This is a genomic window from Robinsoniella sp. RHS (assembly GCF_001029355.1).
GTDB classification, from domain to species: Bacteria; Bacillota; Clostridia; order Lachnospirales; family Lachnospiraceae; genus Robinsoniella; species Robinsoniella peoriensis.
This window is the reverse complement of sequence record NZ_JNGB01000040.1, coordinates 15,363-28,717: the sequence shown is the minus strand read 5'-3', so window position 1 is coordinate 28,717 and position 13,355 is coordinate 15,363. Positions and strand designations below refer to the sequence as shown.

Here is a 13,355-nt window from a genome sequence, read left to right as displayed (position 1 = left end):
TAGGATTTTCAAAGTACACCGGCAGGGTCTGCTCTGCACTTACTTCAATTGTATTTACCGGTGGCTTTATCTGATCAAAATTCTCATAATCCTGTCCCCAGAAAATATTTCCGCTTCGCCTGTTGTATTCTTCAATCGTTTTATATTTTACTTTCAGATAATCTGAAAATTTACTTTTACATACCGGACAATGACAGCGTCCGGATGCTTCCTGCGCTGGTTCATTGTCGATCTGAAATCCGGAAACATATGGATTTTTCCCAAAACGTCTGCCGATTTCCTCTGTGATTTTCACGGAATACTCCCGATAGACCGGATTATTGTAACAATAGAATCTCCGTCCACCAAAAGGCCTGACTTCCCCTCTGTTATCCACATAGAGAACCTCAGGATGTGCATAAACCAGCCATGCCGGCGGGCATGCAGTCGGTGTGCAGATAATACTGCTGATCCCTGCTTCACCTAATTCCATGACTACTTCTTCCAGCCAGTCAAACTGATATTCTCCCGGTTCCGGCTCCATTTTACACCATGCAAATTCACCCATACGAACCGTGTTAATACCGGATTCCTTTAATAGTTTCAGGTCATGCTGTAATTCTTCCTTTGTTTTATGTTCAGGATAATACGCTACACCATACTGCATTTTCTATTCCTCCTACTCTGTTCTCCATAAATAGCACCAGCCGGCTTGTAAAAGCGGTTTTTCTTTCACACTTTCCCCGTGAATCGCGCAAGCTGGCTTGTGCGATTCCTAATATGTAGTGTGAACAAAGTTCGCACTGTGAAAGTGGGTTTCCTTTCACACTTTTCCTGTAAAATAGATTTCTGCCGCCTCGGCCTCTTTCACTTCTTCTTTTAAAGTAAGTACTACAATGGTATCAACTTCCGGTTCCCGGATACTGCTTAGATCAATCCGTACCCCCACATCATCCTGTACAAATGGAAGTGCATCTCCATGAAGAAGTGCTGCATTTTCAACATGATACTCCTGTAATGGAACCTGTTCCCTGGCAAATGCTTTTGTATCCAGCACATGCAGATAGATTTTATTTGCTTTGCTGGTAGTTCCATATACGTTATCTACCGGTTCAACAGGGCCCCCTCTGGTTCCATAGACTGCTTCGCCGTTTATCTTTAACCATGCTCCGATTTCCCGCATTCTGGTTTTCACCTCTTCTGAGAGCTTCCCATTTTTATCCGGTCCTACGTTCAGAAGCAGATTCCCATCCCTGCAGATTACATCTACCAGCATTTTTTTCAGCCAGTCAAAATCGGATACCGGATCTTCTGCCATCCATCCCCAGGAACTGCCGCTGCAGACACACATATTTTTCTCCCAGGGTACCGGAAGAATTTTACCGCTGATCTCGTGGGAACCCTCATCGCAATAAAAGTCTCCTTCATATCCGGAACGTGGATTTAATAAAGTTTTTGGATTATATTTACGAACCACTTTATTTAAATTTACCGGCTCCCAGAACCATGCACTGGAGGTGTCACTGCCTTTGTGGGCAAGCCATCCGCCATCGTACCACATAATATCAATGGGACCGTATTTGCTGCAAAGTTCCTCCACTTGTCCGTAACACTGGTCTTTCATCAGTTTTGCATTATCCGGCAATCCTTCCGGGTCAAAATATCCCGGAAATCTCCAGTCCATTGGCGAATAATACAGTCCTACACGAAGGCCCGCTTCTCTTGCCGCATCCGTATATTCTTTTACAAAATCTCTTTTCGATCCTGTATTGTAACTGGTAAATCCCTCAAAGCTTGCAGGACTGTCCCAGAGCGCAAAACCATCATGGTGCCTGGTAACCATTACCATATACTTTGCCCCGAAATCTTTTGCCAGATCTGTCCATTCCGTCATAGAAAAATTCTCCGGGTTGAATTCCTGCGCCAGTCCCTCATATTCTTCTTTTGGAATCTGTTCATTAAATCTTGCCCACTCCCCTCTTCCAAGTATGGAATAAAGGCCCCAGTGAACGAACATACCTACTTTTGCATCTCTCCACCATTGTAAATCCTCCGGCGGTAATTTCAGTTCCGGGCATTTTACCCCCCCTAAACTTTTTAAATTTATACTGCTTTTCAGCATAGAGCGCAATTCTGCGCCCGTCATCTCTCTTGGTGTTTTTGAACCCATTTTTATTCCTCCTATTCTTCGTATAACCAGTCCAGGGTATCCAGTCCCTCACCGCCCAGGTTGGCATTTCTGGGTTTTAATACCGTATCAGCAGCTACGACACCGGCGAGCATGAATGCTCCGGTTCCAAAATAAATTTCATGAACTCCTTTTTCATACCGGTAAGCATGAATGTTAATTGGCGGGCAAGCCTCTGCCTTAATGGCATTTGCATAGACTACCGTCAGCCCTCCCCTGTCATCTGCGTGGGTGTTAGTTTCAAGATCCGGCAGCTGCAGCCACTCTACCCCCTTGGCATTCATATATCCAATCAGTACATAAGAATCCTGTGGCAGATCCAGTTTTACGGTTACCCCTTCTTCAATCGCTGCTCCCAGTCCCATACGTACTGCATGCAGCTTTTCAAGTTCCGGCGCCAGGTTGATTACTTTGCAGGAGCAATCGGAAAATACACTGTCACCTTTTTTCAGATCATAAGTCTCACAGCTCTGATCACCCAGCAAAGTAAACGGCACAGGTATCAGTGCATCCGCTTTCACTTCCTCTGCATGATCAGTTGGCAGAATTCCCTGCTTTAATTCTGCAAGGTGTTTCTTAAAGTTCTCATATTCCTTTTCGTACTCTGCGAGGCAGGCTGACCAGTGTCCGAAGGTTTCTCCATTAGGAAAAGGTATTTTTCTCTGTGGAGTCTGCATACTGTTGGCATAGAGGTAAGTACTTTCTGTAAGTTTTGCAAGATTTCGGAATTCATGAAGAGAGTCTTGCATTAATGCCGCTGCATTTTCTAACAATGCCACATCGCCTTTGCACTTTTTATCCATCGTATATTTATATTTCAGGATCTCCATGGCACCCTCTAGCTTTTTACAGTAGGAAATACTCATTTCGTAAACAGCTGCCGCATCGGTATACAGGCGGTTCAGCTCTTCATTTTCTTCTCCTTCTTCTTTCATAACCTCTTCCATAAGCCGTAATGCCTTTGTCGCATGAGCGCTGACTTCTGAAATCATATCATACGGCGTCTCTCCAATATGTGCCTCACCAGCCAGTTCTTTTTGAATATAATCATCCGGCTGTTCCCCTTTTCGGGCTACGGAATTCCAAAGTTCCTTGTTTGGACGGTAGCGGTTAACATTGGTAAACTGGCTCATGGTCATTCCAAGACTCATAGTCTGCCTGTTTCCTTCTGTAATACCTATTCTTCCCAGAATTTTCGGCGCACACTGCCCCGCATTTTCCTGAGAAATTAATAACTTTCTTGCTGATTCCGCAGAAATCCGGTAGTGCTTTGCAAATACATTTACCCAGTGTTCCATTTCTGTATTTTCTTCACGGTTTGGATTCCATGCATAGCGGAACCATGCGGCATACCAGATATAATCCCTGTCCATCTGCAATAATCTGGATGACACCTTATCCGGCGTATATGGCCAATCCCAGTAGAACAATGGATACAGATGCAGTCCATTACAGCCAAACCGGTGCTGTCCAGCCTGCACACACTTCTGAATGTACAACGGGGCGTTAAATTGGAAGGGCTCCAGATCTGCCAGAATATGTATATTCATTATATGTGTGGTGCCCAATCCGCTTAGCGACTGGTGAATGTCCTGCCATTTTCCCTTAGGATAATAAGTAGTCAGACTTTCTCCATTATATTTCCACATGGTGTAAAGGTTGGAGTACTTTTTCTTCGCCTCTTCCATGGCTCCAACAGGGTCACAGTCATGACCGCGCAGAATAACCGGAGGCTCTTCTGACAGTCCTGCTTCTGCTGCTCCTTCTTTTACTGCGGGTATGATGGTATCGATAAACCAGTCTGTCTTGTTCTGCGTTCCGCGGAGTGCTTCTCCCAGGCATACCATAAGACCAATATGAGGAAAGGATTTGATGAATTCCTTAATTGTTTTTCCTGTGTAGTCTGCTACCAGTGGTGTAATCTTACTTTGCAGCAGTTCCAATCCATGCTTCCTGGCAAATGGGAGAGGGATATGTATATTGTAGAATTTTAATACTACCCAGATACCTCTGCGGTCACATTCCCTGGTAAGCCAACCGAATACTTCACGGTTTAACTCAAATTCTTCTTCCGTTACCTCCAGGGCTTCGGGATAGTCTGCCACTTTCACCAGGGATGAAAAGGGGTGTCCGCTCCAGATATAGAGCACGTTGCAACGCATGGATAACAGCATATCCAGAAACTTTGTCCACATCTCTTTATCATAAAACCACGGGAACCGCTCCGGGGTAATTGGATATTCATAGGTAAGCCTTGGAGGTTCGATCTTTGTCTTTTGCAGACCGACTGCAGGTCCCCTCAGTTTAAATACAGGTGCGTCTCCAAAGGTTATTTCAGCCGGAAATTCTCTGTCTCTTTCAATTCTCTCTTTTAACTCCATACAGCCGTATAAGGCTCCGGTGTCTGTTCCTCCACAGATGACCGTTAACTCTGCAGAACAGGTTTCAATATAAAAGCCTTCCCCCTCCGGCTGGCGGGTATGGAAAATTAATAGTTCGTTTTCCACCATCCACTGTAAGAATGTGTCTTCGCATAATACAGAAATATAAACCTTTTTCCCTTCTATATTCCGATACTCTGCAGGTGACTGGGGGAGCGGGGCGTAAATCACTTCATACCCGGCACTGGTCATTGCCTGATCAAGCTGCAGTAATCCAAAATTGATTCTTTCATTTTTTGTGCTGTTTTGTAATATTGTAATTCTTTCCATTTGTTCCTCCATATTCTTAGAGCGTTTTTATAAATGTCAAAGTGTGTCCGAAATTACTTATATAATTGAATTGCATATTTACCAATTCAGTTCTACTTTTTCTCCTGCCCTGCAGATAACATTTCTAATCTCATTCCTCCAGGCCAGCTGATACGTCTTTGTGCTTTGTGAAGTCAGGGCAATTCTCACAGGCCTTTCATTTTCCCAGTCCATGTCCAGTCTCGTATTTCCTTTTAAAATATAACCTTTCAAACTGCCGTCTTTCCATTCCTTTGGCAGTGCCGGCAGCAATACCGCTTTTCCTGTCAGGCTCCGCACAATGCCTTCCAGAATTGCCTCTGCAATTCCAAAATTCCCATCAATTTGAAATGGCGGATGCATATCCAGCAGATTATCCTGAATGCACTTTTTCAGAAGCTGACTCACATGCTCTTTCAGTGATTTTCCATCCTCCAGCCTTGCTGCAAAGCATCCAAGCCATGCACGGCTCCAGCCTGTGTGTCCGCCGCCATGGGTAAGTCTGGTCTGCAAAGTCTTTTTAGCTGCTTCAAAATACGCCTCAGTTTCAGGAGTAATTTCATTTCCCGGATGCAATGCATAGAGATGAGAAATATGCCGGTGCCCCGGTTCCATTTCCTCATAATCCTCCATCCACTCCATTAGCCTGCCGTCTTTTCCAATCATAAGCGGCGGCAGCTTCCCCTGAATATTCTTTAAGGTTTTTTCTTCCTCTTCATTTTGAATTCCAAGGACATCCATACTGTCCAGATACGCTTTCAGAAGCTGTCTTAATATTGCACTGTCCATTGCGGTTCCCATAGATAATGCTCCGGTTTCACCCACCCTTGAACGATATGTATTTTCCGGAGATACAACCGGTCCTGTGACCAGAAGGCCATTTGGAAGCTCATAAAGATAATCTTCAAAGAACAGGATCGCCTCTCTCATAATTGGAAGAGCTTCTTTCAAAAACTCCATGTCTTCTGTATATAAATAATGTTCATACAGATGCAGGCACATCCAAGCGCCTCCCATAACCCAATAGGGAGATGCATCAAAAATTCCTTCCGGTGCTGTACACCCCCATACATTTGTATTGTGATGTGCGCAGAACCCTCTTGCACCATATAGCTTACGGGCTGTTTCCTTTCCGTTCCCGGCAAGCAGCTTTACCAGATTCATAACGGGCAGCTGACACTGGGATAACCCTGCTTTTTCCGCAAACCAGTAATTCATCTGGGTATTAATATTAATTGTATACTGACACTGCCACGGCGGTTCATAGGAGCCGTTCCATAAGCCCTGGAGATTAGCGGGAAGCTGGCAGTTATAGGAAGAAGCAACCATCAGATATCTGGCATAGTGTACCAGAATTTCCGTCAGATAATTGTCGCACGAAATATCCCCCTGGCGAAAGGTATTCAGAATTTCAGCTGTTGCCATTTCTTCTTTCCCTGTTCCATATAAATCCAGATTAAAATCACCATATACAGACTGATAATCTTCTAAATGCCGCCTGCGTATCTCATCATATCCCGCTGCCTGTGCCGCGTCCAGCCGTTTGCCGACCACCTGATACAGTTCTTCATAAGCTTCTTTGCCGTCTTTACGCTTACCATTCAGACAATCCAGGTAATCCGTACCTGCTGCCAGATATACTACCACTTCCTCAGCTGCTTCCAGATAAACGGCATCGCCCATGGTCCTGGCTCGCTCCGATGCAATGCGTACCCCACTCAGATAGTGCATTCCGCCTGCGCCGTTTTCTCCCCAGTTTCCCGCTGTAGCCTCTCCCAGAACTCCCGTAAATTCTTCAAATGGTTTCCGGCTGATATTGGCACTCATGGTTATCTTATGTTTTCCCTTAGAGCGGACACGGATTGCAAGCACCTGATAAGCTTCACTGACAAAATGTTCCCTTTCATACCGGGTTTCATCCAGTTCATATACAATTGTGGCAATTGCCTCATTCAGACACAGCCTGGCTTCGTATTTCGTTTCCTTCCCGGCATGATTTAAGAAACAAAGTCTCAAATCTCCCATAGGCTGGTAAGGATTGTTGTATTTCGGCGTTGACGCCAGAGCCATTTTAGCCAGAAATGCCGCTTTTTCCACCTTACCTTCCAGTAAAAGGTGCCGGATTTCTCCCAGATGCCCCAACGCATCGGGATTTTCCCTTTCTCTTGGAGGTCCATAACACAGGGTCTCTTCATTTATAAATATAGTTTCTTCTTTCAAGCGCCCCAGCAGCATCGCTCCCAGGCGGCCATTCCCAAGAGGGAATCCATCGTCCCACTTCCTGGCGGGCTTTTTCATATATATTTCATATCTCTTCATCTTTTCTTTTACCTCTCACACTCCATGCCGATTCCGGTATGCAATTATCTGTCTCCAGTCATCCCGGCTGAGATAATGAGTCCCCCGCCGCAAATGGTATCCGATTCTGCCTTCATGGTAACATGCTCCTGTTTCCGGCAGGCGGTCCGGTGAAACCAGACCTTCTTCTCCATACAGATTCCAAACTTTCGAACATTCCGCACACGTTAAAAATTCAGACTTTGGATCTGCCCAGTCATCCCTGTCCGCACTGGCTATATAGAGATGGCGGGGAGCTGTCAGGGACAGGAGAAAATGCTGGTCAAAAGGCATCCGGGTCAGATCCTTTCGGTAGTTAAAAAAATTTCCGTCAAACCAGAGTCTGGATCCCTTCCCATAGAGATTTTCTATCTGCTCCCCGGTTTTCCCCCGAAACAGAGCGGCTCCACCCGCGCCGGATTCATTTGCAGCCGTCAGGGAAAACCTCTCATCAAAAGCCCCGGCAATTAACGCTGTTTTTCCCAGACGCGAATGCCCCAGAACTGCAACCCTCTTTTCATCTATTTCCTCCCTTTCCAAAATATCATCCAGGATTCTGCTGGTCCCCCATGCCCACATTGCCAGTTTCCCCCAGCTGTCATAATTATTCCTGGTACAAAACCTGCCCAATCCGCTTTGATGCTCGTCATAATAATCGGCGGTAATATCCTGATAATAAACATTTGCCACACCATATCCGGCATCCAGAATTTCTTCTCCTAACCCATCCGCAATTTCCGGTGAAAATGCCAGATAGAGAAAAACAGGGGGACGCTCTGCATTTTTCGGAAGCATGAGACGGTATGGAAATGATACATAAGAATAATCGGATGCAATCCCAAGGTTTATGGTCTTCACCACCGCTTTGCCACCGTAGGCACTATCATCCTCCAGAACCTGTTTACCTGCTATTCGATGCGTAATTCTTGGGAAACAGCCGCAGAACTCTCTGCAAAGCAGATTTTTTATCTCTTCCCGTCTGGATCTCCAGCCGCTTTCATTCTGTACAGCCTCATTGTCTTTATTTCTAAATAGCTCCGGAAGATTTCTGCTTTTTATTTCTTGCTCAAGCAATCCCATCTTATCTTTCACCTTTCAAGATCAAATTTCTGAACAGTTCATCCAATCCCGGATTACATCCGATTCTTCCTGATCTGGCCAGACTTATCAACAGAATCTCACCTGCACCCAGTGGGCATTTCTTTACAAACGGAAGATGCGGTTTTGCGCCCTGGTTTTTTCCCGCCCCCTGCTTGTCATAAGTATATATCAGTGCCTCGCCCGGAAGCTCCGTCTGAACAGTGAAGGATGCAGTAGCATCAATATATCCCTTTTCTTTGTTATATACCATGGAAACCGGATAATCTTGGAACTCTTTCTTTGCTGCCGCAAAGAACAGTTCCCCACATCCCTTTGTGGATACCTCTTTTTCTCCGATATTAAGTGTTACTTTTTTCTCCGGCATTAGCAGAATGCTTCGTCCGCCAGCCTTTGCATGGGATTCTGCCTCTGAAACGCTGTCAGAACTGAAATCACTGATTATTAAGATATCATTGCCGGTTGCGTCAGACTGTCCTAAGGTAGTCTGATCTTTGGTTTCTATTGGCGTTAATCCCAAGTTATTGCAAAGTAAGATTGCTTCATCACCAATTGTTCTGACCTTCTCCGTATGTATCTTACGTTTATACACCTGCAGAAATAAGGTTTCTGTATTCAGAACATTTCCTTCTTCATTTAAAATAGCTGCTTTAATCTGCACTTCTGCATGAGTGCCGTTAAATCCCGGCATTTCCTCAAAGCTTAACGGAATCTTGCCGGCACATATGGCATTCGCCGCTAATGCTGTATCTTCCATTTCATAAGCCGCGAAGGGATCTGTGTCATGACCTGCAAATACTTCTGCCCGGATTGTCAATACACTGTCTTTCCCCGTATCATTTAACAGCCACGCCTCTACGTCCACCTGTTCATCCAGATAAGCATTGCTGCGCCCGGTATAGAGATTTACCCGGAGCGGCTGCAGCGATTCCTGGTAAGTAAAATATGCCCTTTTAGGCTGACGCCTGCAGTCTACCAGGGTCTTCATCCAGCCTGACGGCCATGCATCAATCAACAGATGAATTGCCGTATGGTTTATAATATCGCCCCTTCTTCGATAGGCATCCGTCAAAAGCTTTGTGGCTTTTGCCTGATGAATCTGGCTCTCCCTTACCCAGTCAGCTATATTATTCTGTTCCTCATACCAGTCCCCCTGTACCGAATAGGTCTGTGCACGAACAATTTTATCCGGATACCAGGATCCGTCAGGCTGTGTTTCCAGCCATTTCTTTGGATAGAAACTGCGCATTACCTCCTCATGATCCAAGCCCTCGGCACCATATTCACCGCATCCAATCATCCAGCCTTCTTTAACCGGGGGCAGATATCCTTTCAGCAGTCGGCCAATCGGTTCTCCATGATTGGTATACCACATGGTGTAACAGTGAAAATCCGGCATACCTTCTGCGGTAGGCCCGTCATAGTCCCCTTCCACATTTTTAATCACACGATCAGGGTTTTCCACATATACTGCCTTTCTTGCCGCTGCGAAAAATGCCTCCAGTTCATCTCTTAACAGATGCCGGTGTCCTTTAGCTTCATAGCGTCTGGAATATTTATCATCAGGATCTTCGGTGCGCCGAATACACATGGGTTCATTTATAAAAGTAACTAACACAGCAGATACATGCTTTCTTACCAGATGTTCCATCTCCTGCACCTGCTTCACTGCTTCTGCAAATTGAGGCCTTCTAAGAAAACCAAAGAGGGGAAAGTCACACTGGTGCATCATTCCAAGCATATCAAAGTAATCATAGATTTCTTCCTGTACCGGCCTCTGAGTGATACGGTAATAATTCATATTGCACATCCTGGCAATCAGAATGTCATCCACCAACTGGTCAAAATCTCCCTTCATCACACACTGTTGGAGGTGTCCCATTTCATTGGCACCGCGAAGTACTATGGGATGGTTATTGAGATAAAATTTCCCTTTTGGTACAGAGGTTTCATCACTCACAAATTTTTTTAGTCCAAAATTCTGGCTCCTGCCTGAAACAGATACACTACCTTTTCTCAGATTTGCCCGGGCTCCATAAAGCCACGGGGTATCCGGTTCCCAAAGCCTGTAATCTGATACCGGTATAAAGTAGCGGTATTCATTCTTTCCCGGTCCCACGTATGGAATCGTCGTATGGAAATCTCCGATCTTTCTCCCTTCATAATTACGTGGCAGCAGATCCAGATCCAAATTGTAATCTGTTTTCACCTCATCTGTATAGTTCAGGACCCCCAGCCGTACTTCCACCATATCATTGTCGATATCCGGTCTTACAAAAATATCTTCCAGGTATACTTCCGGGCGAATCTCCAGGGCAACACTTCCAAATACTCCAGCACCTGCCGGACAATGGTGCCATCCAACATTTGGGTCATCCCATCCGGGTCCGGTAGCCGCATAGATTTTATCCCCATCCAAAACCGGACCAACGCCAAGTATCGGCACATCATTTTTACACAGGATAACCAATTCATTTTCTTCTTGCATGTAATCTGTAACATCAAAAGAAAAAGGAGCAAAAAATCCTTCATGGCTGCCTACATAATTGCCATTCAGATATATTTCAGCAATATAGTCCACACACTGAAAATACAGAACAGCTCTCTTCTTATTTTGAATGAGCCCTTCTGACCATGTATCTCTATAAGAGCATCTGTAATAACCGCTCCACTTTCCATCTTCCAGCGCAGGTCCTCTGTAATCAGGTACCGTTACTTTTTCCCATACCTTATTGACATCATCCCGTTCTGTAAATACCTCTCCTTTTTCCCGATAGCGGAATTCAAATTCACGCAATTGAATACTCTCTGTCCCCGTCTCTGCAAGCGGCAGATAGTTCTTCATGTATGGACGGTATTGCTTTCTCATAGCTTCTAAGTCCCGCGTGAATTTCTCACACTGCTCTTCGAATGTCTTTTCCTTCTCCCAGGAAATCTTATGCTGACGGCAGTCTTCTTTTGAAAACCAGATATCCGGTGTTGGTAAAGGCTGTACTTCTTTATCTGTTGTCCCAATTGGATGCTTTGTCATTGCAATCTCATGAAAAAAATCCTGATTAACCATATTTATACCCATTGCATATTGCAGGCTTGCCTGCAATACTGCCACACTAAAACAGGTTGAAAGAATCACACCATGGCATCCTTTCTATCTCATAATTTTCTTTCAACCTTATACTTCCTGCATATCCCGGTCCTGCCTGCAATACTGCTTTACAGATTAACAGGGCACATCCACGTACTTTTCATCTGTCAGTTCTCAGTTGTTAAGCATATCGTGAATGAACCCTGTTGCCAATTTCTATTATTTAGCTGCTTCTGCCGCTGCGTCTTTAAATTCTTGCTGGATTGCTTTGTAGTCAGCAGAATCTACGATTCCCTGTACAAAGGTTTTCCATTCTGTTTCCCCAATCTGTCCCATAATATACTGTGCACAAAGGGTATTTACATCATCGGTCAATACATTCCAGTTATTATTGTAAGTTGCTGACTGGAGGTTACTGATTGCATTTTTCATTCCGGTTTCTTTTAAGTCGCTATATACAAACTCTTTGATTTCTTTTACTTTTGCAATATTTTCATCAGATGCTCTCTTGGTTCCGTCTTTCATAAATTTGTCGTTTATCTGATCCGCATCTTTTTTCAAGAAGATCTGGTTCCATGCACCTACATAACCATCCTGTCTTTTTTTCTTAAATGTTTCATCATCTGTATTTTTTGTTCCGTCTTCTTTTAAGGTATAATGAATATCCTGTACACCATCCATAATTACAGAATCGTATCCCGGATGAGTCTCTTCTGTTGCATTAAATACTTCCATAATCTTCTTAATTTTTTCATCAGAGCATTTAGCGCTGATTGCGATACAGGAATCAATATCCGTATAGTTTGGACTTACCGTATATGCTTTGTCTCCCTTAACCGGCATCAGACACCATGCTTTTAATTCCGGTCCTGTACTTTCATCAAATATTTTATTACTGGTAAGGTCTGCTGACTGATTCCAGTTATACCATGCTGTCAGATATGCCACGGAATTGCCTGCTTTCCATTTAGAAGTATCGGCATTTGCTAAAGCAAATTCAGGATCAATAACACCTGCATCGTATAAATCTTTCATCCAGTTCAGGAAATTGATATATTCATCTTTAAACTGCATGTATTCAAATTCGCCGTTTTCATTTACAGACCAATCTGACTGTCCTGTAAACGCTACTGCAAAAGCTTTAATTCTATCATTCATAAAATCATCATCAAAATATTCCAGAGCATAAATCTTCTTGCCTTCACCTTCAGATGCCGCTTTAGACAGATCGATTAACCAGGTCTTCAATTCTTCCATGGTTTTTGGTTCTTCCGTGAAATTATATTTTTCCATCAGGTCTTTTCTGACTTCTATACCGGAATTCTGTCCGCTTTCCGCCTTACTTCTTGGAAGAATATAAATGCCGCCGTTATATCTTGCCTGATCCCACATATTCTCGTCCCAGTTTTTCATAACTGCATTGGTCTCGGCAATTCCGTTGCCATTATCAAATAAGTAAGGTGTCATATCTACAAAAGATCCTGCTTCTACCGCCTGTGTAAACACCGGATAATAATAAGAACCATTTCCCTGCTTGCTCACCTGGATAACATCCGGCATACTGTCTGCGGCAATCAAAGTATTTACCTTCTGGTCAAAATCCTGATAGTTCACCCATTCAATTTCCAGATTTACATCAAACATATCTTCCCAGTACTGTTCCATCTCACTGTTTGCCAGAGGACCATATCCCCAGTCAATACCCATAACAGAAATTGTCATGCGGTCTCCGCTTTCACCTGATGCTGCTGTTTCGCCGCCGGCAGTATCTCCCGTAGCTGCTTCTGCCTGTGTTCCTTCTGTTTTTGCTGCTTCTGTGGTTTTGCCGTCTGAACCGCCGCATCCTGCCAGAGCAGATGCTGCCAAAACTGCTGCTAAACCAAGAGCTACCTGATTTCTAAAATTCTTCCTCATATCTTATTCCTCCTAAAAAATATTC

Annotated in this window: 7 protein-coding genes; all 7 read right to left on the bottom strand. The window is 44.3% G+C overall.

Annotated features, from left to right (window positions below; translation table 11 throughout):
- The coding region (locus RHS_RS17370) for a beta-galactosidase (protein WP_047833885.1) at nt 1–646 on the bottom strand (646 nt) is incomplete at its 3' end.
- A gap of 156 nt (nt 647–802) precedes the next feature.
- Nucleotides 803–2,149 (bottom strand): alpha-L-fucosidase, encoded by a 1,347-nt coding sequence (locus RHS_RS17365; RefSeq protein ID WP_047833884.1) that lies wholly within the window; start codon nt 2,147–2,149, stop codon nt 803–805.
- Between the two features lie 11 nt (nt 2,150–2,160).
- A complete protein-coding gene (locus RHS_RS17360; protein ID WP_047833883.1) occupies nt 2,161–4,878 on the bottom strand; it encodes a hypothetical protein in 2,718 nt (905 codons plus the stop codon).
- A gap of 78 nt (nt 4,879–4,956) precedes the next feature.
- Nucleotides 4,957–7,215 carry a glycoside hydrolase N-terminal domain-containing protein gene (locus RHS_RS17355; RefSeq protein ID WP_047833882.1) on the bottom strand — a complete coding sequence of 753 codons (2,259 nt, stop codon included), beginning with the start codon at nt 7,213–7,215 and terminating at the stop codon, nt 4,957–4,959.
- 15 nt (nt 7,216–7,230) lie between these two features.
- Nucleotides 7,231–8,313 (bottom strand): hypothetical protein, encoded by a 1,083-nt coding sequence (locus tag RHS_RS17350; protein WP_070041831.1) that lies wholly within the window; start codon nt 8,311–8,313, stop codon nt 7,231–7,233.
- Nucleotide 8,314: 1 nt separating this feature from the next.
- The gene (locus RHS_RS17345) at nt 8,315–11,464 is read right to left on the bottom strand and encodes a glycosyl hydrolase 2 galactose-binding domain-containing protein (RefSeq protein ID WP_395022787.1); all 3,150 of its coding nucleotides are present in this window, start codon (nt 11,462–11,464) and stop codon (nt 8,315–8,317) included.
- Between the two features lie 171 nt (nt 11,465–11,635).
- Entirely contained in the window at nt 11,636–13,330 is a 1,695-nt protein-coding gene (locus RHS_RS17340) for a hypothetical protein (protein ID WP_027294945.1), read from the bottom strand.
- Between the last annotated feature and the right edge of the window lie 25 nt (nt 13,331–13,355).

What these genes read in the sequence shown, in the direction of transcription:
- RHS_RS17365 (WP_047833884.1), bottom strand. Translation starts at nt 2,149, where the DNA reads ATGGGTTCAAAAACACCAAGAGAGATGACGGGCGCAGAATTGCGCTCT.
- RHS_RS17355 (WP_047833882.1), bottom strand. Translation starts at nt 7,215, where the DNA reads ATGAAGAGATATGAAATATATATGAAAAAGCCCGCCAGGAAGTGGGAC.
- RHS_RS17350 (WP_070041831.1), bottom strand. Translation starts at nt 8,313, where the DNA reads ATGGGATTGCTTGAGCAAGAAATAAAAAGCAGAAATCTTCCGGAGCTA.
- RHS_RS17340 (WP_027294945.1), bottom strand. Translation starts at nt 13,330, where the DNA reads ATGAGGAAGAATTTTAGAAATCAGGTAGCTCTTGGTTTAGCAGCAGTT.
- RHS_RS17360 (WP_047833883.1), bottom strand. Translation starts at nt 4,878, where the DNA reads ATGGAAAGAATTACAATATTACAAAACAGCACAAAAAATGAAAGAATC.